We start from the raw sequence: 24517 nt of genomic DNA, 5'->3' as shown, positions 1-24517 counted from the left end.
GTTGTTGTGATCGGAAGCTAAGGCGTCACATCGATGTGAAGGTCAAGGAGCATATGAAGATCGGAGAGCTGGCCCACCGCACCGGGGTGAGCAGGCGGCTGCTGCGCTACTACGAGGAGCAGGGGCTGCTGCGGCCGGTGCGGCTGCCCAACGGCTACCGCGAGTACGGCGAGCCGGACGTGGCGTCGGTGCGCCACATCCGTACGATGCTCGCCGCCGGACTCCCGACGACCGTCATCGCCCTCCTGCTGCCCTGCGTCCACGACGACGGCGACGCGATGGTGCCGACCGCGTGCCCGGGCATGGTGAACAACCTGCGGAAAGAGCGCGAACGCATCGCCGGGACGATCGAGCGGCTGCAGACATCCCAGCGCGCCCTCGACACCATGCTCGCCACCGTCCGGCCGCCCGCCTAGCGCCGGGCAGGGCCGGGGCACAGGTCGGTCCGCGCCTCGCCCGTGGCCGGGTCGTTCGGGTAGGAGACGTGCTGGTGGATCATCACCCAGGAGCCGTCGCGCCGCTCGAACACCCGCGTCCCCCGCGACCACGTCTCAGCGCCCCCGCCCACGCGCACCCGGTTCAGCCCCCACGCGACCGCGAGGTCCTCCCTGGCCATGACCTTCAGCTCCGGCATGTCGAAGCGGACGTCGGGTCCCTCGTCGAGGCCGCGCGCGCAGACCTCCCGCACCGCCTCGGCGCCCACGTACTCGAGGGGCGCGTCGTGCTCGTACGACACGACGTCGTCGGCGACGGCGGCCATCATGCCGTCCAGGTCCTTGGCCGCGGTGCCCGCGTACCACCGCTCGTGCACCCCGCGCACCTCCCGCACGGCCGCCCCGTCGTCGGCGATCGGGAACGAGTGGTGCTCGTGCGCGACGACCCACCGGCCGCCCTCCTCGCGCAGGCCGAGCGTCAGCCGCAGCCGCCGGTCGTCGGCGGGCATGCCGCACCGCAGCAGCGCGTACGCGAAGGCGACGCCGTCACCGGCGACGACGTCCAGCGACTCGATCTCGAACGCCGCCCCCTGCGCCTGCCACTCGAAGAACGGCGGCCAGGCCTTCTCGTACGCCTCGATGCCGCGAACGTCCTCCGGCACGTCGAACATCACGATGTCCGCCGCGTGGTCCGCGAGGACCGTCTCCAGGTCGCCGCGGTGCACCGCCTCGGCCCAGCGCAGGACGAGGTCGCGGATCTGGTCTTCGTTCGTGGACATGGGGGGTCCTTCCGGGTCGATACCTTCGTTCCGGACGTACAACCCGGGCGGATCCCGAAACTCATCGCACTTCCTCGGGAAGGCCGAAACCGGCGAAATCGGCCTCCAGGAACGACACCACCTCCGCCACCTGACCGCCCCGCACCACCAGCAGGTCCAGCCCGGCCGGGAGGTAGGCCGCCCGCTTCTCGTCCCACATGTACGTGCCGAACGCCAGCTGCCCGTTGGCCCGCGCGGGCAGCATCCGCCAGCGCTCCTGGAGCGGTCCGCCGAGCAGGAACCCGCGGATGCCGTCGCGCCCCTCGAACCAGGCCGCCAGCGGCGGCATCGAGTACTTCGCGTCCTCGGCCAGCATGGCCACGATGGCGTCCACGTCCCCGGCCTCCCAGGCGGCCGCGTACCTGCGGGCCAGCTCCCGGCTCCCCGCCTCGCCCAGTTCGCCGAGGGTCTGCCGCTGGGTGCTCGGGGGAAGCAGCTCGGCGAGGTTCTTCCTGGCCCGCTGGAGAGCGCTGTTGACCGCCGCGACCGTGGTGTCCAGCAGGTCGGCGACCTCGCGCGCGGCGTACCCGAGGACGTCGCGCAGCAGCAGCACGGCCCGCTGCACGGCCGACAGGTGCTGCAGCGCCGCCACGAACGCCAGCTCCACGCTCTCCCTGGCCACCGCCCGCGCCTCGGGTCCGAGTCCCGCCGTCCAGGCCATCAGGCTGTCCGGGTACGGCTCCAGCCACGCCACCTCGCCACCGGCCGGGTCGAGGTCGGCGGGCAGCTCGCGGCGGCCCCGGCTTTCGATGAGCGTCAGCGCTCGGTTCGTCGCGATCCTGTACAACCACGGTCTGATCGACCCGCGGTCCTCGAACCGCGCCAGGTTCCGCCACGCCCGGTCCAGCGTGTCCTGCACGGCGTCCTCGGCATCGTGGACGGACCCCAGCATCCGGTAGCAGTGGGCCCGCAGCTCGTCCCGCAGCGGCCCGACCAGCCGCCCGAACGCCAGGTCGTCCCCACCCCGCGCCGCGGCCAGCAGCTCCGCCGCCGTCGCCTCACCCGCCATCGCTTTGTCCCCCTCCCGGTGCGCCCAAGCTACCGCGCCCGGATCGCCACGCTCTGCCACGATTGAGGGGAGATGACGACACACTGCGCCCTCTGCGGCGGCGGCACCGTGACCCCGGACGGCCACTGCTGGGACTGCGGCCAGGCCCAACCGGCCTTCCGCTCACACCTGGAGATCACGACCGGCGGCGGGGCGGGGGTCAGCGACCGTGGGCTGCGGCGCGGCGTCAACGCCGACGCGATGGCGCTGACCGGGGACGGCACGTGGACGATCGGTGTGGTGTGCGATGGGGTGTCCATGTCGCCCCGCTCCGAGCGCGCCGCCCGCATCGCGGCCGACACGGGCGCGGCCACCCTGGCGGCGCGGCTGCGGGCGGGCGCGCTGCCGGAAACCGCGCTCGCCGACGCCGCGACCCGCGCGGGCCGGGCGGTCGCCGCCCTGGCCGAATCGGCGCACGCCGCGCCGGCCTGCACGTACGTCGCGGGCGTCGCCGGCCAGGGCGGGATCTGGGCCTGCTGGATCGGCGACAGCCGCGCGTACTGGCTGCCGGACGAGGGTGCCGGGATGGCGCTGACCGAGGACGACACGGGCGCGCACGAAGCGCTCTCCGCCTGGCTGGGCGCCGACGCCGGCGACCCGGATCCGCGTATCCGCAGCTACCGTCCCCCGGGGCCGGGCCGCCTGCTGCTGTGCACCGACGGCCTGTGGCGGCACCTGCCCGGCCTGGACTCCCTGCGTCCCCACGGCGAGCTGCTGGCGGACGCGCGGGCGCTGGTCGGGCAGGCGTTGGACGCGGGAGGGCACGACAACGTCACCGCGGTGCTCCTCGCGGTCACGGCGTAGACACGTGATCAGGGCACTCCACCGTCGCCGCGCCGGACGATTCCCGTCTCGTACGCCAGCACCACGATCTGCACGCGATCACGCAGATCGAGTTTGGCGAGAATGCGGCCGACATGGCTTTTGACCGTCGCCTCCGAGACCGTCAGAGCCTGGGCGATCTCCACGTTGGAGCGGCCCCGCGCCACCTCCATCAGCACGTCCCGCTCCCGCTCGGTGAGCCGGTGCAGCAGCTCGTCGGCCGCCGTGCGGCCGGTGTCCGGGTCCGGCAGGTGGGCGGCGAAGGCGTCGATGAGGCGGCGGGTGACGGCGGGCGACACCATGGCGTCCCCGGCGGCGACCGCGCGTACGCCCGTGAGCAGGTCCGCCGGGGGCACGTCCTTGAGGAGGAAGCCGCTGGCCCCGGCCCGCAGGGCGGCGTAGACGTACTCGTCGAGGTCGAACGTGGTCAGGACCAGCACCCGCGACGCGGACCCCGAGCCGACGATGCGCCTGGTCGCCTCGATGCCGTCGAGCACCGGCATGCGCACGTCCATCAGCACCACGTCCGGGCGCAGCGCCCGGGTCATCGAGACCGCCTGCGCGCCGTCGCCCGCCTCCCCCACCACCTCCGCCGGAAGTCGGGCCCGTTCCGCTCAGAGCAGCAGTGTCAGGCCGCCGATCGTGTAGCAGACCATGAGGACGAACAGCGGGATCTGACCCGCGACCGCGCGGCCGGGCGGCAGGAGGCGGACGGAGCGGTCGTGGGCGGCCACCACCCCCACCACGTGGCCGACCACGATGGCCAGCACCTGGACGACGGCGATCGTGGCGGGTTCGACGGCGTTCGGGTCGGGCTGGGCGGCCACGCCGAGCGCCAGGAGAAGGCCGTGCCGGCCCTCGATGACCAGGAGGGAGAAGTAGTGGGCGATGAGATAACCGGTGGCGATCGGCACCAGCGAGTGGGCGAAGCGGGCGGTCAGCCCCCTGGTGCCGCCGATCAGTCCGGCCGCGCCGAGGCAGGCGGCGTACAGGAGGGCCACCCCCGCGACGGCGACCAGCAGGCCGAGCGTGCCCAGCCCGGTGCGGCCGAGCGGGCCTGACTGGAGGGCGTTCACCCAGGCGGGGGTGCCGGAGAAGCCGTCGTACGCGGTGCCGCCGAGCAGGACGCAGACGGTGGCGACGAGGCCTGGGGCGGGCTGGATGGCGTCGAGGCCGTCGAACGGGCTGCGCAGGACGCGGTCGCCGTTCGCCTTTCTGCCGAGGGGTGACAGGTGGCCGATGAGGGTCGAGTACACCTCGAACGGGTCGCCGCGTTCCAGCCAGGCGTGGCCGTACCCGAGGGTGCCCGCGAGCTGGATGGCCGCGTACAGGGCGCAGAAGGTCAGCAGCGTGAACGGCGCCGCGGGCTCGGGGGCGACCAGCTCCGTCCAGGTGAACGCGAGCAGGCCCGCGGCGGCGGGCCAGTAGCCGAGCCGGCGCGGGAGCGGGCGCCGGGGCCGGTCGGGCAGCAGCCGGAACGGGCTCAGCGCCCGCCACACCGGGCCGAGCAGCAGCGATGCCGGGACCAGACCCACCCAGAAGAGCACATACACCAGGTACGGCCCCGCATTCCCGTCCGCGGGACCCGCCACGAGCAGGCCGATCGTGTAGACGGCGGCGAGGAGGGTCAGCACGCGCGCCGGGCGGCCCGGCAGGCGCAACGGGATCACCAGGCCCGCCCGGTCGCCGCGGAAGCGGGAGTCGGCCCAGAGCAGCCCGAGCGCCAGGAACGAGACGACGAGCGCCGCGAAAGCACCCGCGTAGGCGTAGAAGAGCGGGATCGGCAGGTCGCTGCGCGTACCGATCCCGTGCGCGAGGACCCCCGCCGTCACCGCACCGCCAGTTGCGTGAGGACCAGCTTGCTCCTGTGGGTCTCCACCTCGAACACCCCGGTCAGGCCGGCCGTGAAGCGCACGGTCGCGGGCACCCCCGGCCGCAGCTCGGCCTCGATGTCGTAGCCGTGAACGTGCAGCTCGTCGGCCACGTCGCTGGTCACCGTGATGCTGACCTGCCGTCCCTTGGCCACCTCCAGCCAGCCCGGCGGCGGGCTCACCTGGCCGCGGGCGACGGTGATCACGGCGTCCGTCTGCCCGCTCGGCGCCGCCGTGGCCACCTCGTGGCTGTTGCCCGGATTGTGGTGGGTCTCCGACAGCGGCCCGCACGCCGTGACGAGCCAGCCCGCCAGCACGCACCCGGCCATGCGGACGAACCCGCTCACGCGCTCACCTCGGCCTCGGCGGGCGTCTCCCGCGCGGTGCCCCTGCGCCGCGGCGCCAGCACCACGACCGCGCAGAGCACCCAGAGCCCGGTCAGCAGTCCCCGGATCCACCCCGGCCCCAGCGGGACGAGGGGGATCAGGTACACCAACCGGTCGAAGGCGTCGGCACAGGCCAGCAGCCCCACCACGATCGTGAACAGGCCGAACGCCGGCCGCCTGCCCCGCAGGGCCGCACCCAGGCAGAGCCACCACGCCCCCATGAGCAGCAGCGCGGCCCCGGCCTGCGACGTGCTGTCCACGGCCGCCGCCACCACGTCGAGCACGAGCCCGGCGGCCCCGGCGACGCTCCCGGCCACGACCAGCCGATGCCGGCGCCGGACGATCGCCGTCACCGCTGGCGCCACGCCATTCCCCGACCGGCCGTCGCCGCCGTGCCGCCGCGCGCCCCGCCGCGAACGCCACCAGAACAGCCCCAGCAGCAGCCCGAGCACCGCCGAGCCGCCGAGGGCGAGCTGCGTCTCCACCTTGCCGGGCCCCGACGCGCCGAACCAGTCGCACCCGGCCGGCAGGCGGGCCTGCGAGGCGCTGAAGTCCGCGCACAGGTACAGCTTGATCAGCTTCACGGGCTCGGCCAGCAGGCGGTTCGCGCCGCCCGACAGCGCGGGCGCCGTGGCGGCGCAGACCGGCAGGACGGCGGGCGACGACGCGCCCGTGTCCCCCTGCCAGCAGTTGCCGGTGCCCTGCCCGTCCCACCACACGTCCAGCCCGTTCGGCCGCCGCTCGCCCGTCGGGCTCACGCCGAACACGTTGCCCTCGTAGCGGTTGTAGTCGGAGGTGTCGGCCTGCTTGGCCAGGTCGTTCTCGCCCCTGATGAACGCGGGCACCCCGAACAGGTGGAAGGCCGCCCGCCGGTGGCCCCAGACGCGGTTGTTCCTGAAGACGTTGTAGTTGCCGCCCGCGACCAGGATGCCCGTCCCCGGGGGCACGCCCACCTGTGAGCACACCACGCCCCGCTCGTAGCCGCGTTCGGCCGGGGGTTTGGCACAGGTGCCGTCGCGGGTGTAGCGGTAGTAGTCGCGGTTGTTGTCGTAGATCTTGTTGTTCTCGAACTTGGCGTGGTTCTGCGGCAGTCCGGGGTGCGAGGGCCAGAGGCTGTCCATCGTGGCGCCGACCATGTTGTCGTAGAACTCGTTGTCGTGCACCCACATCGAGTCGCCGGCGGTGCCCGAGTAGCCGAGCGCGTTGTCGTGGCTCTTGCAGCGGCGGATCTCGATGGCGTACCTGGGGACGTCGTGGCCGCGCCCGTCGTTGAGGTTGGAGGCGCTGCCCGGGTAGAGGCCGCCGTCGCCGTTCCCGTACGCCTCGCAGTCGGTGTAGAGGCCGTGGTCGCTGGCGAAGGTGAGGAAGCCGTACTCGTCGTTCCAGCGGGTGAGGACGCGGTCGATGACGAAACCGTCGGTTTCGAGCACGTACAGGGAGTTGAACGTGGTGCGCTGGGCGGTGAAGTTCCGGAAGTAGATGCCGTCGGTACGGTCGGCGCGGACGGCGTTGAGCTTGCGGTACTCCGCGTCGATCACGACGTCGAGCGGATCGGCTCCGGTGCCCTCGATCTGCAGGTCCTTCTTGCCGAGGATGGCGACGAGGTTCTGGTTGTGGGGGCACTGCCGCTGCTGTTCGAAGGAGAGGATCTGGTAGCCCCACGTGGACCAACGGGCGGTGAGCTGGGCGCAGGCGCCGGTGGGGGCGGGCTGGCTGGGTTCCTCGCGGTAGAGTCCGGGGAGAATGGCGATCGTCATTCCGGGGCGGTCGACCTGGTCGACGGCTTCTTGGAGGTGTCTAACCCCTTTTTGCTGACATTTCGCGAAAAGGTCGAGGTTGCGGGCTTTGAGATCCTCCGGAAATTTCGCGATTCGACGCTCAAAGTCGGCTTTATCCGTCTTGCACACCAGCAGATCCGGCTCCCCGGACCGCAGCACCGGCACCGCCCCCGTACCATCAGGCAGCGTCACCGGACGCTCCTCATGGGCGAAAGCGGTGCCGCCGGATAACAGCAGACCTGACGTGAGCACGACGATTGTCGCGATTTTTCGCATGGGGGGCATGGCCGCGAGATTAGAACAATGCTCACGTTCTGCCTAGGCCAAAACGATCACCTACGGACCCCGTTGCCACAAACCCACATGAGGCAAAGCCCGGCGGGGGCGGCGCTAACACGCCCCCGCCGGGAGTCATCGCCCCGAGGTCCCATGCCTCCGAAAACGGCACTCACGCCATCATCCGAAGGACACGGCACAGGCCCGGGACATGCGCAGGTGGCCGCCGTCTGCCGTCAGGGGGCCATTCCCGCCAGCGCCACGTCCACGACGCGTTCGGCGAGATCCACGTCGAGGTCACCGGCCGGACCCCACTTGGTGAACCAGAGCATGGTGCCGGTGAGAACGGCCATGCCCATCGAGACGTCCAGGTCGGCGCGGAGCTCGCCGTTGGCGATGCCGCGCTCGATCACCGCGCGCATCGCCTGCCTCCGAGGCTCGATGGCCCGCTTCATGAACCGGTCCATCAACTGCGGATACCGATCGGCCTCGCTCATAGCGATCTTCATCACGCAGCGGTTGCGGGCCACGCCCGACTCGCTGCGCATCGCGTCGAGCAGGGAGATCAGGTCGTCACGCACCGATGTGCCGGTGAGCGACGGCACCGGGGCCTTGAGCGTGGCGAGGGCGTCGACGACCAGGTCCTCCTTGTTGGACCAGCGCCGATAGATCGTCGTCTTGCCGACACCCGCCCTCGACGCGATGGCCTCGATGGACAGATCGGAGACGCCCATGCCCTCGCCGATCAGATCGAGGGTGGCCTCGATGATCGCCTTCTCGGCCTTCTCGCTACGCGGACGCCCCGCCGGACGGGCAGTCCCTGATTCCTGGATCGTCATCGCTGCCTCACACTACAGCCGGTTCCTTCTGTTCCGCCTGCGTGGCCGGGCGCGTCTTGCCCGGCATCCACTTTGCCACCACCGCGACGCCGACCAGCGCGATCACCGCGGACACCAGCGCCGTCACGTGCATGCCGTCGACGAACGCGGCGAACGCGGGCTTGATCAGCGCCTGGCCCCTCTCGCCGAGCGCCTGGGCGACGCCCATCGTCTGCACGATCGACTCGCCCGCAGTGTGCTGGACGTCGGCGGGCAGGCCGGCCAGCGAGGGCGTGATCTCGCCGCGGTAGTTGGACGACAGCACCGAGCCGAGCACGGCCACGCCGAGCGCACCCGCCACCTGGCGGACGGTGTTGCTCATGGCCGAGCCGACGCCGGCCTTCTCCCTGGGCAGCGACTCCATGATGGCGGTGGTCGCGGGCGGCATGATGTTCGCCATCGCGGCACCCTGGACGAAGAAGATGACCTCGATCAGCACGATCGGCGTGTCCTGGTCCATGAGCGCGTAGCTGGCCAGGGCCGCCGTCACCACGATCATGCTCACGGTGGCCGACAGCTTGGCGCCGAACCGCTCGTTCACCCGCTGGCTGAGCGGCGCGAAGATGAGCTGCGCGGCGGCGAACGGGATCATCAGCGCCCCCGCCTGCACCGGCGAGAAGCCCAGCACGGTCTGCAGGTAGAAGGTCAGGAAGAACATCCCGCCCATCATCGCGAAGAAGACGATGCCCATCATGCCGATGGCCGAGCTGAAGCGGACGTTGCCGAAGTTGCGGACGTCGAAGATGGGGTGGTCGATGCGCCGTTCCCACCACACGAACGCACCCAGCACCACCAGCCCGAACAGCGTCGGCACCAGGACCTCCGCGCTGAAGACGGTGCCGAGGCCGCCGCCGCGGATGATGCCGTACACCACGGCCACCAACCCGATGATCGACAGCAGCACACCGACCGGGTCCAGCTTGGACGGCTTCGGGTCACGCGACTCCGGCACGAAGGTCGCGATGAGGATCATGGCGACGATCACGATCGGCACGTTGATCAGGAAGACCGAACCCCACCAGTAGTGCTGGATCAGCAGACCGCCCGTGATGGGCCCGATCGCCACGGCGAGCCCCACGCCGCCGGCCCACACACCGATCGCCTTGCCCCGCTCACCGGGCGGGAAGACGTTGGAGATGATCGCCAGGGTGGCCGGCATGATCGCCGCCCCGCCGATGCCCATCGCCGCCCTCGCCAGGATCAACTGCATCGGATCCTGCGAGTAGGCGCTGGCGAGCGAGGCCAGTCCGAACAGCGCCATGCCGATGAACAACATCCGCTTGCGCCCTGTTCGGTCGCCGATCACCCCGAACGTGAACAGCAACCCGGCGAACACCAGCGTGTAGGAGTTGATCGCCCACTCCAGCTCACTCTGCGTCGCCCCCAAACCGACCGTCTTGTCGGCGATGGTCTTCATCGCCACGTTGAGGATGGTGTTGTCCAGCACGACGGCCAGCAGGCTGAACACCAGCACGCCGAGGATCCCCCATCGGCGTGGATGGCCCGCGTTCGGGTCCACTACTACGTCTCTCACGAAGAGCCCCCCAATTTCGATACGTACGAGTTTCGCAACGACACCGTATCGCAAGCTATTCCGATACGCAACGGTCCCGTTTCGTAAACCCTGGGTTAACTCTCGCCAACGCTCCCGAGCCGAGGTGCTGACCGCGGTCGCCTCAACCCCCAAGCCACACCGCTTTCGGGATCGGCCTCAACCCCAAGCCGACCACCGCTGTCACAGCCCGCGGCCCATACGCCGTCCCGCACCGCAACACCATGCACCCATCCCCCACACCACCGCGCGGCCCCCGGACGGCCGCCGTCCGACGCGATGGCGCACCCGACTCGGTGCCGGCGGGCGCGTGAGGCAACTGGCTGTCGTGTTCTCAGGCCGACTCGCGGGCCGCCGACGACCACTTGCCCCACGCGCACCGGTCGGAGGACCACCGGCCGTCGGCTTAAGAAGCCGCCGATCGCCGGGGCCCTGCTGGTCACCGGCTCAAGGGGCCTCGGCTGGTGCTGGAGTGGGCTCGGTGAGGGTCGAAGGGGGCGAATCCGACTGGGGCTGGGTGGAGGTTGGGAGGGGGCCGGCGGGGCGGCGGGGCCAGAAGGGGGCGGCGGCGAGCACCATAGCCACCCCCACCAGGCCCGCGAGCACGAACGCCCACGTCGGCCCGCTTGCGTCGATCACGGCGCCCGCGATGGGGGCCGAGCTCGCGCCGCCGATCAGCAGGGCCGTACCGTGGAAGCCCATCGCCTCGCCTCGCGCCGTGGCGGGCACCCACCGGGAGAGCACGTCGACCGTGGCCGACAGTGCCGGCGCGCAGAGGAGGCCTGCCGGGAGGAGCATCACGACCAGCCATTGCCAGCTGCTCACCAGGCTGACCGGGATCGTGAGCAGGCCCATGAACGCGATGAGCACCAAGGGTGAGAAGCCACGCGACAGCCCGCCGTACACGAAGCCGCCGATCAGGGAGTAGACGCACCAGATGGCGACGGCGAGGCCGACCCACTGGGTCTGGCCGGCGTTGTTCATGGTCGCGATCAGGGACAGCTCGGTGGCCGTGAGCACGAACGTGGCCGCCGCCGCCGTCCCGAGCAACGCCACGAACCCGGGCGTCAGCCACTGCCGCCTGGACACCTTGATCGATTGCGCCTCTAGCTCGTCGGGCGATCGGGTGGGCGGATTGAGCATGAACATGCCCAGGCCCGCCGCCGCCGTGGCGACCCCGATGATAATCATCGTCACCCTGCTGTCCAGCATCGTCAGCCCGGCCACCGCGAGAGCGGGACCGGCCATGTACGCCAGCTCGACCAGCATGGAGTCGAGCGCGAACGCGCTGCGCCGCTGGGAGACCGGCACCATGGCGGCCAGGCACTGCCTGGTCACGCTGAACACCGGCAACGCCAGCAGCCCCGCCACCGCCGCCGTCCCGATCAGGGCCGGGAACGGCAGCGCCCACGCGCACGCCCAGAACACCGCCTGCGCCACGGTCGTGACCATGACCACAGGACGTAACCCGTGTTTGTCGACGAACCTCCCCGACAACGGCGAGCCGATCGCCATGCCGATGGTGTTGGCCATGGTGACCAGCCCCGCCTTGCCGTATCCCAGGTCGAGCGCCATGGCCACGTGCAGGGTGAGGGTCATCCCCATGGCCGTGGACGGAACCCGCGCCAGCAGCCCCATCAGCAGCAACGCGGGAACGCCCGGGATCTTGACCAGTCGTCGGTAAGGGGCGAGAGCCATGTCGTTTCAACCTCCGCGCTGATTCTCGCAAGAGGCACCGACAGTTTCGCCACAGGTTTTTCGGCACGTGACAGCGCGTGCCATCATCGGAAGGAGTCCGGGGACGCCACTGGGGCGCCTCGAGACGTTTCTGGAGGGTTCACACATGTCCTCTTCAACCACGCTGTACGGGGGCGTCTCCGGGCGCCGGGTCACCGTTCGCGACCTCACCGCCGCCAAGGAGCGCGGAGAGCGGTGGCCCATGGTCACCGCCTACGACGCGATGACGTCCAGGGTCTTCGACGACGCGGGCATCCCCGTTCTGCTGGTGGGCGACTCGGCGGCCATGGTCGTCTACGGGTACGACTCCACGCTGCCCGTCACGGTCGACGACCTCCTGCCCCTGACGGCGGCCGTGGTGCGCGGCTCGTCCCGGGCGCTGGTGGTCGCGGATCTGCCGTTCGGGTCGTACCAGTCCTCGCCTCAGCAGGCGCTGGAGTCGGCCGCGCGGTTCATGAAGGACGCCGGGGCGCACGCCGTCAAGCTGGAGGGCGGCCGCCGGGTCGTCCCGCAGGTGGAGGCGCTGGTCTCGGCCGGGGTCCCGGTCATGGCCCACCTCGGGCTGACCCCGCAGTCGGTGAACGTCCTGGGCGGCTACCGCGTTCAGGGGCGCGGCCAATCGGGCGACGAGCTCATGGCGGACGCCAAGGACCTGGAACGGGCGGGGGCGTTCTCGGTGGTGCTCGAATGCGTGCCGGCGGATCTGGCGGAGCGGGTGACGGCGTCGCTGACGATCCCCACCATCGGCATCGGCGCGGGCGCCGGGACGGACGCGCAGGTTCTGGTGTGGCAGGACCTGATGGGGCTCACGCCGCGTCCCGCCCGGTTCGTCAAGCGCTACGCCGACCTGGCCGCCGAGATGGACCGCGCCGTCCGCGCCTTCGCCGCCGACGTGACTGCGGGCGCTTTCCCGGCTGCTGAGCACACGTACAACTGACGGCGGCCGACGACACGCCCCCTACGCGGCGGTACGACCCCTTACGACGGTACGGCCACCTGCGACGGCATGGCTGCCTGATGCCGCGACCACCACGTGACGGTGACCGTTGGACCAGGCGTCCAAGGCGGGGTAGTCCGGCCGGGCGTCCAGGGCCAGGCGTTGGCGGCGAACGTTGAGGGCGGGCGTCCAGGACCGGATGTTCCGGCTCGCCCGTCCAGGGCCAGGTGTTGGCGGCGGGCGTCCAGGCCAGGTATGCCAGGTCGGGCGTCCGGCCCGGGCGTCGAGGGCGTTGGAGACCGGACTTCGGGGTCGGGCCGGGGCTGCTGTTCCGTGCGCGCGGATTCTGGGCCGTGGGTCCAGATCCGCGCTGCGGGGCACACACGTCGGGCGACAGGGCTCGGGGCCTGGCGGCGAGAAGCCCGGGCGCGGCGGGAGGCGACGCCGCGCCCGACGCTGGGGATCAGGCGACGCCGCGTCCGTCGCCGGGCATGAGATGGGGAGGTAGTCAGGGGGTGAGGGTGCCGGGGTCGGTGTTGGAGCCGCACAGCACCACGGCCACCCGCTCCCCCGGAGCCGGCGTGTACGCGCCCGACAGCAGTGCGGCGTACGCCGTCGCGCCCGCGGGCTCGGCCGCCACCCGGTGACGGGCCCAGAGGGTACGCCGGGCCTCCACGATCGCCTCGTCGGTCACCAGCACACTCTCCACCCGGGGTGAGGACAGGACCTCGAACGCGATGGTGCCGATCTTGGTGGCGCCCAGCGCGTCGGCGGCCACCCCGCTCACCTCCACGGGCACCGGGTGTCCCGCGCGCAGCGCCTCGCGGAGGGTCGGGATCCGCTCGGGCTCGACCGCGATGATCCGCGGCCCGGCGCCGGGCGTCACAGCGGAGCTGGGCGTCACAGCAGAGCCGGGCGTCGCAGGAGAGCTGGGCGTCACAGCGGAGCCGGGTGTCGGGGTGGGTGGGGTTGCGGGCGTGTGGCCCGGCGAAGGGGTCGGGCCGGAGGTGCCCAGGGTGATGCCGGCGGCGAAGCCGCCCCCGCCAACGGCGACCACCACCGTGTCCACGCCACCCGTCTGCTCGACGATCTCCAGCCCCGTGGTCCCCTGCCCCGCCACCACCTCAGCCTGGTCGTACGCGTGCACCGCCAACGCCCCCGTCTCCGCGGCCCGCTTGGCGGCGGCCTCGGCGGCCTCCGAGTAGATGGCCCCGGTCTGCGTGATGTGGGCCCCCAGCGCCTCGAGCCCGGCGACCTTCACCGGGCTCGTCACCTCGGGCACGAAGATCTCCGCCCGCACCCCCAGGACCCGCGCCGCGTAGGCGACGGCCAGCCCGTGGTTGCCGCCGCTGGCGGCGATCACCCCGCTGGGCGGCAGCTCGCCCGCCGACAGCATCCGGTTGAAGGCCCCGCGGACCTTGAACGACCCCGAGTGCTGCAACAGCTCCAGCTTGAAGAAGACGCCGGGCGAGACCTCCAGCACCGGCGTACGTAGCACGAGCCCGTCGATACGGCTGGCCGCCGCCAGCACATCCGAGTAATCCACACAGGCCACTATGCCAGCGCCTGCGCCACGTCGGCCCACAGGTCCTCGGGGTGCTCGATGCCCACGGCGATGCGTACGGTGCCCTCGCCGATCCCGTGCCTGGCCAGCTCCCCGGCGCTGAGCGAGCGGTGGGACGTCGTCGCCGGATGCATGACGAGCGTCTCCACGCCGCCCAGCGACGGGGCGAGCAGCATGAGGCGTACGGAGCTCATGAACCTCTCCCCCGCCGCCCGCCCGCCGGCGAGGTCGAACGAGAGCACCCCGCCGAAGTCGGACAGCAGCTTCCCGGCCAGATCGTGGGAGGGATGCGTGGCCAGGCCCGGCCAGTGCACGGCGGTGACGGCGGGGTGGGAGGCCAGGCGGGTGACGAGGAGGCGGGCGTTGGAGCAGTGGCGTTCCATGCGCAGGGCGAGGGTCTGCAGCCCCCGCAGCGACAGCCAGGCGGCGAAGGGGTCGGCGGAGGCGCCCAGTTCGATCGCGAAGTGCCAGACCTTCTCGTAGAGCTCGGTGGAGGCGAAGACGGCGAGCCCGCCCACCACGTCGGTGTGCCCGGACAGGTATTTGGTGGTGGAGTGTACGACGATGTCCGCCCCGTGCTCGATGGGCCGGCAGAGCAGGGCCGTGGCGAACGTGTTGTCCACCACGGACACGATCCCCAGCTCGCGGGCCGCCGCGCACATCCCCGGCAGGTCGGCGACCAGCGTCATCGGGTTGCTGATCGTCTCCAGGTAGACGAGCCGGGTCTCCGGGCGGACGGCGGCGCGCAGGGCGGCGGGGTCGTTCTCGGGCACGTACGTCACCGTGATCCCGAACCTGCCCACCAGGTCGTTGATCATGGCGGCGGTCCCGCCGTACAGGGACTTCTGCGCGATGAGGTGGTCACCGGGCTTGAGCAGGCCGAGCAGGACGGTGTTGATCGCGCCCATGCCCGAGCCCGTGGCGACGGCCCCCACCCCGCCCTCCAGCCCGGAGACGGCCTCCTCCAGGGAGCGGACGGTGGGGTTGGTGTAGCGCCCGTACACGAACGGCCCGTCGGCCCGCCCCATCGCGTCGGCCATCACGGCGGGGTCGTCGAAGACGAATCCGGAGGTCTGGTAGATCGGCACGGTGATCGGCCGGCTGCCCTCGATGACGGGCTGCGGCACGTGGACGGTGCGCGTCTCGGGGCGGAGCTCAGAGGGATGAGAATCGGTCATGCGTCAAGGATCGCCCGCGAAACGGTCCGGCATCAGAGCCAATCCGGCAGAATTGGTCCATGAATGGGGCCAATCTCGCCGACGGCGACCTCGTCGATCTCCTGGGCCGCTGGGCGTCGGGCCGCGGCCCGCTCTACCTGCTGCTCGCGGCCCGGCTGCGGGCGCTCATCGACGACGGCGTGCTGCCGCCCGACAGGGCGCTCCCGCCGGACCGGGTGCTGGCCAAGCGGCTCGCGGTGGGCCGGGGCACCGTGGTCGCCGCGTACGACCTGCTGCAGCAGGAGGGCCGCGTGGTGCGCCGCCAGGGCAGCGGCACCCGGGTGGCCGCGCTCGAGCTGCCCGCGACGCGGGCCGCCGACGGCGTGCCGGCCAATCCGCTCCTGCTCCACATCCTGCACCCGCCGGACGGCGTGCAGCTCCTGACGTGCGCCGCGCCGGACGACATGCCGGCCGCGATGTTCGAGGCGTACGAGGAGGCGGGCGCGCGGCTGGCCGGCACCCGCGACCTGGGCTACCAGCCCGCGGGCAACCCGGCCCTGCGTGCCGCGCTGGCCGCCTACTACACCGGCCGCGGCGTGCCGACGACGGCCGAGGAGATCATGGTGACGACGGGCGCCCAGCAGGCGCTCACCCTGCTCACCGGGCTGCTGGTGGCCCCCGGCGACACCGTGCTGACCGAGGCGCCGACGTACCCGGGGGCGCTGGAGGTGTTCCGGCACGCCGCCGCCGTCGTCCGGCCCGGGACGGCGGAGGACCTGCGTGAACGCCCCGCGCTGGCCTACTTCGTCCCCACCAGCCGCAACCCGGACGGCGCGGTCATGGACACCCCGGCCCGCCGGCGGCTGGCCGCGCTGGCCGCCGAGCACGACGTGCCGCTGATCGACGACGAGGTGTGCGCCGAGCTCTGCTTCACGGGCGAGACGCCGCCGCCGCTGGCGTCGTTCGAGCGGGGGGAGCACCTCATCACCGTCGGCTCGCTGAGCAAGCTCGTCTGGGGCGGGCTGCGGGTCGGGTGGATCCGCGCGGCGGCGCCGCTGGTGTCGCGGCTGGCCAGGCTGCGGGCCGTGCTCGACCTCGGGGGCGAGGTCTTCAGCCAGCTGGCCGCCGTCGCGCTGCTGCGCCGCCTGGAGGAGGTACGGGCGGCGCGCGTGCGCACGTTGCGCCGGCGCCACGACCACCTGTGCGCGGAGCTGCGCGAACGGCTGCCGTCGTGGGAGTTCGAGCCCGCGCTCGGCGGCCAGACCATCTGGGTACGGATCCCGCACGGCGACGTGGACTCCTTCGCCCAGGTGGCGCTCAGGCACGGGGTCGCGGTGCCGCCGGGCAGATCGTTCGACCCGTTGGGCGGGCACGCCGACCGCATGCGCCTGCACTTCCTGTTCCCCGAGGACGAGCTTTCGCGAGCGGTGAACAACCTGGCCGTGGCCTGGGCGTTCTTCGACGGCACCGATCGCCCGGTGTCCCGGCACACCCTCGTGGTCTGACAGGGTGGGCCTATGCAGACGACCTTCGTACTCGTGCACAGCCCTTCCGTCGGGCCCTCGACCTGGGTTCCCGTGGCCGAGTCGCTGGAACGCCGCGGACACACGGCCGTGGTGCCCGACCTGACCGGCGTGGCGACGGGCGGCGCGCCGTACTGGCCACGGGTGGTCGAGGCGGTGCGCGCGGTCACCCCTGACACGCCCGTCGTGCTGGCCGCGCACAGCAACGCCGGGTTCTTCCTGCCGCTGATCAAGGAAGGGCTGGGCGAGCGGGTGGTGGCGTGCGTCTTCGCCGACGCGCACATCCCGCCGCGCGAAGGGCTGATCAAGGTCGCGGAGGAGAGCTTCCTGCCGTTCCTGCACGACCTGGCCGGGCCCGACGGCGTGCTGCCGCGCTGGACCGACTGGTGGGACGAGGAGGACGTGGTGGCCATGCTGCCCGACCCCGCCGTGCGCATCAAGGTGGCGGCGGAGCAGCCGCGGCTGCCGCTCGACTACTACACCCAGCCCATCCCCGTGCCCGCCGGGTGGGACGAGGTCAGGTGCTCGTGCCTGTGGTTCGGCCCGCCGTACGAGGAGGTCGCCGAGGAGGCCGGGCGGCGGGGCTGGCCCGTGGTCCGCGTGCCCGGCCAGCACCTGCACCAGCTCGTCGACCCCGAGGGGGTCACGGACGCGCTGCTCAAGCTCTCGCGCAAGTCGTGAATTCTTCACTGTCGCCCCGTGATCGCCCCGGAAACACTCGTACGCATGACAGCGATCGAAGTGACCGGGCTCAGGAAGAGCCACCAGGGGTTCGAGGCGGTGAAGGGCATCTCGTTCGAGGTGGCGCAGGGGCAGATCTTCGCGCTCCTCGGCAGGAACGGCGCGGGCAAGACCACCGCGGTCGAGGTGCTGGCGGGCTTCCAGCGGGCCGACGGCGGGACCGTGCGCGTGCTCGGCCTCGACCCGTACACCGACCGCTCGGCCGTCAGGCAGCGCACCGGGATCATGCTGCAGGAGGCCGGCTTCTTCCCTGACCTGACGGTGGCCCAGACCGTCGACACCTGGCGCGACTTCACCGCCGCGCCCCGTCCCCGCGACGAGGTGCTGGAGCTGGCCGGGCTGGCGGGCAGGCGGGGCACCAAGGTGCGCCAGCTGTCCGGCGGCGAGAAGCGCCGGCTCGACCTGGCGCTGGCCCTGCTGGGCCGCCCCGACGTGCTGTTCCTCGACGAGCCGACCACCGGCATGGACCCCGAGGCCCGCAGGAACACCTGGACCGTCGTCCGCGACCTGGCCAGGCAGGGCACCACGATCCTGCTGACCACGCACTACCTGGAGGAGGCGCAGCGCCTGGCCACGGCCATGGCCATCCTGGACGCCGGCGAGATCGTCGCGTCCGGGGACATGGCCGAGACACTGGCCGCCAGGTCGGGGCGGGTGGCGTTCCGGCTGCCCGCGCACATCGACCCGGCCGATCTGCCCCTGCCGGTCACCATGGAGGGTGAGACGGCCGTCTGCCGCGCCGACGACCCCGACCTGGCCGCGCAGACGCTGCTGACCTGGGCGGCCGGGCGCGGCCTGCGCCTGTCGGGCCTGGAGGTCCGCACCGCCACCCTCGAAGACCTCTTCCTGGAGCGCGCCCGATGAGCCTGACCGCCACCTACCGCCTCGGCACGCGCCTGTTCTGGCGGGACAAGTCCATGCTGTTCGCCTCCGTGGTGACCCCGGTCGGGCTGGCCGTGGGGATGCCGCTGCTCATGAGGAACGTGCTGGACCCCTCGGCCGCCACCGCGATCTTCCAGAGCGCGATCTCGCTGCTGCTGGCGATCACCGCGTTCATGAACGTCGCCGTCGCCCTGGCCACCCGCCGCGACCAGCTCGTGCTCAAGCGCCTGCGGGCGAGCCGGCTGACGGACGGGCAGATCCTGCTCGGCCAGATCGCCAGCACGGCCACGCAGACCGTGGCCATGATCGCGCTGTGCACGGTGGCCGTGCGGGTGGTGGCCGGCGTGCCGTTCCCGGACGACCCGCTGGGGTTCGCCGCGATCACGGTGGCGGGGTCGGCGGTGCTGTCGCTGCTCGGCGCCGCGTACACGGCGGCCATCCCACGCGCCGAGCTGGCCGCCGCGTTCACCATGCCCGTCTTCCTGGTGGCGGCGGTCTCCGCGGGCGCGATGGGCCCGATCCCGCTGCCCTCGTGGCTGCGACCGGCCCTGGACCTGCTGCCCACCAGCGCCGTCGTGAACGCCGTCAAGACCGGCGACCTGGCCGTGGCCGCCCTGGTCCTGGCCGCCTGGACGGTCGTCGGGCTCGTCGCCCTCCGGCTGTGGTTCCGCTGGGAACCGCGCCGATCGTAAGGATAATCAGCCCGTGGTCTCCTCCTCGGCCAGACGGCTCGCGACCGGCCTCATCACCGCCGTATCGGCCGCCTACTCGCTGCTCGCGCTCACCTACTTCCTGCACGGCCCGGGCTACGGCGCCGCGGCCGCGGTCGCCACGATCGCCGTGATCTGCACGCACTACCTGAACATGCGGGCCGGCCTGCGCGGCGAGCGCCCGCCCGCGTACCCGCTCACGATCGTGTTGCAGGCGGTCGTCACGTACCTGCCCGACTTCCTGCTGCCCGGCGGCATGTCGGGGGTGACGGCGCCGATGCTGGCCGGGACGCTGCTGGTGTTCCTGCCGCTGGGCCGGGGCGGGGCGCTGGTGGTGCTGATGATGCTGTACGAGGGCACCGTGCTGTGGTCGGGCATGAGCGCCTCCATCGTCACCCTCTTCTACGTGGTCACCGTGCCGACGACGGGCGCCATGGTCTATGCGCTGGTGCGGTTCACTCGGGTGGCGGCCGACCTGGAACAGGCCAGGGCCGAGCTGGCGGACGCGGCCGTGCTCAAGGAGCGCCTGCGCATCTCCCGCGACCTGCACGACGGCCTCGGGCGCAGCCTGACCGCGATCGCGCTCAAGGGTGACCTGGCCTCCCGGCTCATGGAGCGCGATCCGGCCGCCGCCCGGACGGAGGTGGGCGAGCTGGTGCAGGTGGCCAGGGAGGCGGCCCAGGACGTACGTCACGTCGCCAGGGGTTACCGGGCCCTGTCGCTGGCCGGCGAGGTGAACCGGGCGGTGGCGCTGCTGGAGTCGTCAGGGGTCGGCGTGCAGGCGCACCTGGCGGACGTGACGCTGCCGGGCCGCTCGGAGGAGGCGCTGGCGTGGGCCGTACGCGAGGCCGTCACCAACGTCCTGCGCCACAGCCGCGCCACGACCTGCACGATCACCACGTCCTTGAACGGCGGCACGGTCCGGCTGGAGGTGGCCAACGACGGCGTCCTCGCCGAGCCCGGCCCCGACGGAGGGGGGCTCACGGGGCTGGCGGAACGCGCGGCCCAGGCGGGCGGCTCGTGCACCGCGGTCCGGACCGGCGCCGGCGGCTTCCTCCTGGCGATGGAGGTCGCGGCGTGATCAAGGTGCTGCTGGCCGAGGACATGCACATGATCCGCGCCGCGCTCACCGCCCTCCTCCGCCTGGAGCGGGACATCGAGGTGGTCGCGGAGGTGACCCGGGGCGACGAGATCGTGCCGGAGGCCCTGCGGGTGCGGCCCGACGTCGCGGTCGTGGACATCGACCTGCCGGTGGTGGACGGCATCACCGCCGCCGCCACGCTGCTGGAGCGCCTCCCGTCGTGCCGCGTCCTGGTGCTCACGGCCATGGGGCAGCCGGGCCACGTACGCCGGGCTCTGGCCGTGGGCATCGAGGCGTTCCTGGTCAAGGACGCCCCGGGCGACCGGCTGGCGGACGCCATCAGGCGTACCGCCGCCGGGCTGCGCGTGCTGGACTCCGAGCTGGTGTCCTCGGCCATGCAGTACGGCGAGAGCCCGCTCACGCCGCGCGAGTCCACCGTCCTCAGGGAGGCCGCCCGGGGCGCCTCGGCCGAGGAGATCGCCTCCCGCCTCCACCTCTCCCCCGGCACCGTGCGCAACTACCTGACGGGGGCGATCACGAAGACGGGAGCCCGCAACAAGATCGACGCCATCCGCATCGCGGAGGACGCGGGCTGGCTGTGACGCACCCCATCCCACCGACCGGGGCTGAGGTCCCTTCGTGAAAGGGGCACCGGCACCGCCGATGGGTGGTGCGGTGGCGGGTCAGATGTCGGTGATGCGCAGCCCGGCGTGGGCCTTGTAGCGGCGGTTGACGGAGATGATGTTGGCGGTGAGCGCCTCGATCTGGTGGGAGTTGCGCAGCCGCCCCCCGTACACGCCGCGCACGCCCGGGATGACCTCGGCCAGCGCCTGCACCGTGTCGGTGGCCTCACGGTCGTCGCCGAGCACCAGCACGTCGAGGTCCACCTTCTCCACGGCCGGGTCCATCAGCAGGACCGCCGACACGTGGTGGAAGGCGGCCACCACCCGGCTCTCGGTCAGCACCGCCGCCGCCTGCTGCGCCGCGCTGCCCTCCTCCACCGGCAGCGCGTAGGCGCCCTGCTTGTCGAACCCGAGCGGGTTCACGCAGTCGACGACGATCTTCCCGGCCAGCTCGGCCCGCAGGGACTCCAGCAGCGCCTTGTGCCCCTCGTACGGCACCGCCACGATCACGATGTCGGCCTCGGCGGCGACGGCGGCGTTCGCGCCCCCGCTCGCACCCGCCCCGATGTCACCGGCCGCGTCCTGGGCGCGCTGCTCGCTACGCGAGCCGATCAGCACGCGGTGCCCCGCCAGCGCGAACCTTCGCGCCAGCCCTTTCCCCTGGTCACCGGTGCCGCCGAGGATGCCGATGGAAAGCCCGCTCACATCTGTCATACGCCCGATCATGCCAGCTCGGCCGCCCGGTACCCGCCACCGGGTGGGCCGGGCCCGGTCGTGCGGGCCCGGCCGGCGTACGGGCTAGCAGTTGCCGATCGCGGGCAGCCCGAGGATCCGCAGGGCCAGCCACTCGATGGCCAGCGGCCCTCCTTCGACGGCTCCCGTGACGTGGTCCGGCGCGGGCAGCGCGGTCCACCGGACGTTCACCCCGGCCCGGCAGTACTCGGACCGCAGCGTCGAGCCCACGGACAGCGGGATGATCTGGTCCCCCCGCGCGTGGTACAGGAACATCGGCACCCGCGGAGCCGTGGCGCCCAGGCGGTTCTCCCCGAGCCTGGCCAGCCACTTCGGCTGGTTGAGCAGGTCGATCGGGCTCAGGTCGGAGAAGCTCAGCCCGGACAGCTTGCCGAGGTCGCCCACGCAGTCGTCGGCCGCGTCGGCGAGCAGGGCGCGCCCGCGGTCGTTGAGGTCCGTCTGAAGGTTCAGCTCGGGGTAGGCCGCGTCCAGCCCGACCCCGGCCGCCGCCGCCAGGCCGAAGTCGGACCCGCCGTCCAGATGGTCCGCGACCGCGTGCAGGTCGGCGGGCACACCGCCGGCCGCGACGCCCTTCAACCGCAGCTCGGGCGCGTACGAGGGCTGCAGTTGCGCCGCCCACCCGGCCGACGCCCCGCCCTGGGAGTAGCCCATGACGGCGACGGGCGCCCGGTTCGACAGCCCGGCCCCGGACACGCGGGTGGCCGCCCTGATCGAGTCGAGCACGGCGTGCCCCTGCGAGATCCCGGCCATGTACGTGTGCGGCCCGGGCGTGCCGAGCCCCTCGTAGTCCGTCATGGCCACCGCGTACCCCTTGAGCAGGAACAGGCTCACCAGCGCGAGCTCCGCCTCCCGGCCCTGGCTCATGCTGAGCGAGGGGGCGCACTGGTCGCCGAGCCCGTGGGTGCCGACGGCGTACCCGACGATGGGGCGCGCGCCGAGCGGGTAGCCGCTCTTGGGCACGAGCAGCGTCCCCGACACGGTGTTGATCGAGCCGGTGGCGGACGTGGAGTTGTACAGGAGGTGCCAAGCGTTGACCGGAACCTCCAGGAGCTTGCCCGGCAGGAGGTAGACGGTGGTGGGCTGGGCGGAGACCACGTCTCCCGGCGCCGCCGCGCGGGCCGGGGTCGTGATGAGGGACATGATCAATAACAGGACCATGGACATGCTGACGCGGACACGTAAGGACATGTACCGCCCCTCTCCGTGAGGACCACATACTTGGGACGGCGGCGCCGCGAGCCGATCGTTACCCGGGAGTAACCTCCTGTCAAGGCCCGAAATGACGGGGAAACGCACCTCGTGTCAACACATCACTCCCGAATCAGCCACCCCGCGCGTGCGACGTCAGGCACCATGGGGAAATGGACTCAGGATCGGTGGCACTGCTGCGTGAGCTCCTGGCCGAGACCGGCTGGCTCGAACGCGCCCGCGAGCTGGGCGTCGCCCTGCGGGCCACCCGCTCGCCCGGCGGCCTGCTGCTGGTGGGCACCCCCGACGAGGAGCCCTGGCACCTGACCGCGCACCTCGCCGACGAGGCCAGGTTCTCCGGGCTGGCGCAGCTCACGCCCACGCTGGTGCGCTGGGCGCCGCCCGCCGACGCGCCCGCCCACCTGCGCGTCGGCATCGAACGCCTGGAGCGCGCGGCCCGGGGGGAGACGCTGTTCGTGCTGGCCGAGCGGGAGGCGCCGGTGCCGCTGCTCGAACGCGTGGACGACGCCCGGCGTACAGGAGCGACCATCCTGGCCATCGAGGGCGGCGACCGGGAGCTGGCCGGGCTGGCGCACGACTGCATCGAGGTGCCGCGGGACGGGCTGGTGACCTTCGACGGGGCGCAGCACCTGGTGAGCACGGCGGCCGGAGAGCCCGAACGCCGCCCCGGCCTGCGCGAGCGCCTGGCCCGCCTGCTGGACAAGGTCAGCGGCCCCCAACAGGCCGACTAGGGACTCGACCGCTCCGGCTCGGAGGCGTCGGCGGCACTGGGGGCACTGTGCAGGCGTCCGCTCAGGGACGTCTCCAGCGCCGCCGTGGCCTCCTCGATCGCGCCGATCACCACGGCCTGCACGGGATCGGGCTCCCCCGACCGGGTACGGCTCACCCGCGTGACCGCGTCCAGCCGGCGCGCGCCCACGTCACGCACCTCGCTCACCCGCACCTCGCCCTCCGGCACGTCCAGCAGGGCCAGCGCGGGCACGATCGCCACCCCGTGCCCGGCCGCCACCAGCGACAGCGTGGGCCCGAACTCCGTGATGACGTGCACCTTGCGCGGCTCGAACCCGTGCAGCCCCGCCAGCCGCGCCAGCGCCTGCCCGCACGCCTGGTTCGGCTCGCTGGCCACCCAGGGCAGCCGCAGCAGCTCGGCGACCGACCCCGGATCCGGCTGGTCGGGCGGCAGCACGATGCGGTATTCGTCCACGTAGAGCAGCCGCGCGCTCAGTGACGGCTGCGACAGCCCGGGCAGGCCCATGTCCTGCTCGGTGATGAGCACGTCCACCGCGCCCATGCGCAACTCCTGCAGCGCGGGCGGGCCGAAGACCTCGTGGAGGACCGGGGTGATCTTGGGGTGGCGCGCGGCCAGGTCCCGCATGGCCGGCACCAGCACGTGCGTGATGACCGTGGGGAAGGCGGCGATGCGCACCGGCCCGGCCAGGCGCTCGGTGAACCGGGTGAGCTCGCGCCTGGCCTCCAGCAGCTCCTCCTCCACCCGCTCGGCGTAACCGGCGAGCACGCGCCCGGCCGGGGTGAGGGAGACGCTGCGCTGGGAGCGGTCGATGAGGGCCAGGCCGACCTCGCGTTCGAGCTGGGCGAGCTGCTGGGAGACGGCCGAGGGGGTCAGAAAGAGCGCTTCGGCGGCCCGCATGACGCCGCCGCGGCGGGCGACCTCGTGCAGGATCCGCAGCCGCCGTGGATCGATGTCCATGCAGGTCAGCTTACGCGCACCTTTAGCAT

Annotated in this window: 23 protein-coding genes and 1 pseudogene; 10 read left to right on the top strand and 14 right to left on the bottom strand. The window is 72.3% G+C overall.

The window, feature by feature from the left end:
• The first annotated feature begins 53 nt into the window (after positions 1-53).
• Positions 54-416: a MerR family transcriptional regulator gene (locus AB0L65_RS37775; RefSeq protein WP_364255661.1), complete on the top strand. Its 363-nt coding sequence runs from the start codon at positions 54-56 to the stop codon at positions 414-416.
• Here AB0L65_RS37775 and AB0L65_RS37770 read toward each other — a convergent pair.
• Together AB0L65_RS37770 and AB0L65_RS37765 are read right to left on the bottom strand one after the other, a co-directional pair.
• The gene (locus AB0L65_RS37770) at positions 413-1213 is read right to left on the bottom strand and encodes a nuclear transport factor 2 family protein (protein WP_364255658.1); all 801 of its coding nucleotides are present in this window, start codon (positions 1211-1213) and stop codon (positions 413-415) included. The genes AB0L65_RS37775 and AB0L65_RS37770 overlap by 4 nt on opposite strands.
• 61 nt (positions 1214-1274) lie before the next feature.
• Positions 1275-2261, bottom strand: a complete 987-nt coding sequence (locus tag AB0L65_RS37765; protein ID WP_364255655.1) for a sigma-70 family RNA polymerase sigma factor — start codon at positions 2259-2261, stop codon at positions 1275-1277.
• A 72-nt stretch (positions 2262-2333) separates the two neighbouring features.
• On the opposite strand from AB0L65_RS37765, the gene AB0L65_RS37760 reads away from it, so the two are divergent.
• A complete protein-coding gene (locus tag AB0L65_RS37760) occupies positions 2334-3104 on the top strand; it encodes a protein phosphatase 2C domain-containing protein (protein ID WP_364255653.1) in 771 nt (256 codons plus the stop codon).
• A gap of 8 nt (positions 3105-3112) precedes the next feature.
• Here AB0L65_RS37760 and AB0L65_RS37755 read toward each other — a convergent pair.
• The 7 genes and pseudogenes from AB0L65_RS37755 to AB0L65_RS37725 form a co-directional block, all read right to left on the bottom strand.
• Positions 3113-3709 (bottom strand): annotated as a pseudogene (locus AB0L65_RS37755) (response regulator transcription factor); the annotation flags it as partial.
• Positions 3710-3736: 27 nt separating this feature from the next.
• A complete protein-coding gene (locus AB0L65_RS37750) occupies positions 3737-4954 on the bottom strand; it encodes a hypothetical protein (protein ID WP_364255650.1) in 1218 nt (405 codons plus the stop codon).
• Positions 4951-5340 carry a hypothetical protein gene (locus AB0L65_RS37745; RefSeq protein ID WP_364255647.1) on the bottom strand — a complete coding sequence of 130 codons (390 nt, stop codon included), beginning with the start codon at positions 5338-5340 and terminating at the stop codon, positions 4951-4953. The genes AB0L65_RS37750 and AB0L65_RS37745 overlap by 4 nt, the downstream gene beginning before the upstream one ends.
• Entirely contained in the window at positions 5337-7136 is a 1800-nt protein-coding gene (locus tag AB0L65_RS37740; protein ID WP_364255644.1) for a hypothetical protein, read from the bottom strand. Before AB0L65_RS37740 ends, AB0L65_RS37745 begins: the two co-directional genes overlap by 4 nt.
• Before the next feature lie 533 nt (positions 7137-7669).
• Entirely contained in the window at positions 7670-8272 is a 603-nt protein-coding gene (locus AB0L65_RS37735) for a TetR/AcrR family transcriptional regulator (RefSeq protein WP_355206266.1), read from the bottom strand.
• A gap of 7 nt (positions 8273-8279) precedes the next feature.
• Positions 8280-9845 carry an MFS transporter gene (locus tag AB0L65_RS37730; protein ID WP_364255641.1) on the bottom strand — a complete coding sequence of 522 codons (1566 nt, stop codon included), beginning with the start codon at positions 9843-9845 and terminating at the stop codon, positions 8280-8282.
• 465 nt (positions 9846-10310) lie between these two features.
• Positions 10311-11561 (bottom strand): MFS transporter, encoded by a 1251-nt coding sequence (locus AB0L65_RS37725; RefSeq protein ID WP_364255638.1) that lies wholly within the window; start codon positions 11559-11561, stop codon positions 10311-10313.
• Between the two features lie 145 nt (positions 11562-11706).
• On the opposite strand from AB0L65_RS37725, the gene panB reads away from it, so the two are divergent.
• Complete coding sequence (panB, locus tag AB0L65_RS37720) at positions 11707-12537, top strand: 3-methyl-2-oxobutanoate hydroxymethyltransferase (RefSeq protein ID WP_364255635.1); 831 nt, start codon at positions 11707-11709, stop codon at positions 12535-12537.
• Positions 12538-13045: 508 nt separating this feature from the next.
• Here the strand turns inward: panB and AB0L65_RS37715 are convergent.
• Both AB0L65_RS37715 and AB0L65_RS37710 read right to left on the bottom strand, forming a co-directional pair.
• Positions 13046-14083 (bottom strand): pyridoxal-phosphate dependent enzyme, encoded by a 1038-nt coding sequence (locus tag AB0L65_RS37715; RefSeq protein ID WP_364255632.1) that lies wholly within the window; start codon positions 14081-14083, stop codon positions 13046-13048.
• Between the two features lie 8 nt (positions 14084-14091).
• Positions 14092-15279, bottom strand: coding sequence for an aminotransferase class I/II-fold pyridoxal phosphate-dependent enzyme (locus tag AB0L65_RS37710; protein WP_364255629.1), 1188 nt, complete (start codon positions 15277-15279; stop codon positions 14092-14094).
• Positions 15280-15338: 59 nt separating this feature from the next.
• Here AB0L65_RS37710 and AB0L65_RS37705 point away from each other — a divergent pair, with 59 nt between their 5' ends.
• The 6 genes from AB0L65_RS37705 to AB0L65_RS37680 are packed head-to-tail and all read left to right on the top strand — an operon-like array spanning position 15339 to position 20797.
• Positions 15339-16763 carry a PLP-dependent aminotransferase family protein gene (locus tag AB0L65_RS37705; protein ID WP_364255626.1) on the top strand — a complete coding sequence of 475 codons (1425 nt, stop codon included), beginning with the start codon at positions 15339-15341 and terminating at the stop codon, positions 16761-16763.
• Positions 16764-16775: 12 nt separating this feature from the next.
• Entirely contained in the window at positions 16776-17462 is a 687-nt protein-coding gene (locus AB0L65_RS37700; protein WP_364255623.1) for an alpha/beta hydrolase, read from the top strand.
• A 45-nt stretch (positions 17463-17507) separates the two neighbouring features.
• Entirely contained in the window at positions 17508-18386 is an 879-nt protein-coding gene (locus AB0L65_RS37695) for an ABC transporter ATP-binding protein (RefSeq protein ID WP_364255620.1), read from the top strand.
• The gene (locus AB0L65_RS37690; RefSeq protein WP_364255617.1) at positions 18383-19096 is read left to right on the top strand and encodes an ABC transporter permease; all 714 of its coding nucleotides are present in this window, start codon (positions 18383-18385) and stop codon (positions 19094-19096) included. The genes AB0L65_RS37695 and AB0L65_RS37690 overlap by 4 nt, the downstream gene beginning before the upstream one ends.
• A gap of 13 nt (positions 19097-19109) precedes the next feature.
• Positions 19110-20195 (top strand): sensor histidine kinase, encoded by a 1086-nt coding sequence (locus AB0L65_RS37685; protein WP_364255615.1) that lies wholly within the window; start codon positions 19110-19112, stop codon positions 20193-20195.
• Entirely contained in the window at positions 20192-20797 is a 606-nt protein-coding gene (locus AB0L65_RS37680) for a response regulator transcription factor (RefSeq protein ID WP_185072762.1), read from the top strand. The genes AB0L65_RS37685 and AB0L65_RS37680 overlap by 4 nt, the downstream gene beginning before the upstream one ends.
• Before the next feature lie 81 nt (positions 20798-20878).
• On the opposite strand, the gene npdG is transcribed toward AB0L65_RS37680, so the two are convergent.
• Both npdG and AB0L65_RS37670 read right to left on the bottom strand, forming a co-directional pair.
• Positions 20879-21532, bottom strand: coding sequence for an NADPH-dependent F420 reductase (gene npdG, locus AB0L65_RS37675; protein WP_185072761.1), 654 nt, complete (start codon positions 21530-21532; stop codon positions 20879-20881).
• Between the two features lie 84 nt (positions 21533-21616).
• Positions 21617-22759, bottom strand: coding sequence for a lipase family protein (locus AB0L65_RS37670; protein ID WP_364255611.1), 1143 nt, complete (start codon positions 22757-22759; stop codon positions 21617-21619).
• 173 nt (positions 22760-22932) lie between these two features.
• Between AB0L65_RS37670 and AB0L65_RS37665 the strand changes: the two genes are divergently transcribed.
• On the top strand, positions 22933-23511 hold the full coding sequence (locus AB0L65_RS37665; RefSeq protein ID WP_364255608.1) for a hypothetical protein: 579 nt from the start codon (positions 22933-22935) through the stop codon (positions 23509-23511).
• On the opposite strand, the gene AB0L65_RS37660 is transcribed toward AB0L65_RS37665, so the two are convergent.
• A complete protein-coding gene (locus tag AB0L65_RS37660) occupies positions 23508-24488 on the bottom strand; it encodes a LysR family transcriptional regulator (protein ID WP_364255605.1) in 981 nt (326 codons plus the stop codon). The two genes, AB0L65_RS37665 and AB0L65_RS37660, sit on opposite strands and share 4 nt — an antisense overlap.
• Positions 24489-24517 lie beyond the last annotated feature (29 nt).

Source organism: Nonomuraea sp. NPDC052116 (assembly GCF_040680035.1).
Classification (GTDB): Bacteria; Actinomycetota; Actinomycetes; order Streptosporangiales; family Streptosporangiaceae; genus Nonomuraea; species Nonomuraea angiospora_A.
This window is presented reverse-complemented; position numbering and strand designations above follow the sequence as displayed.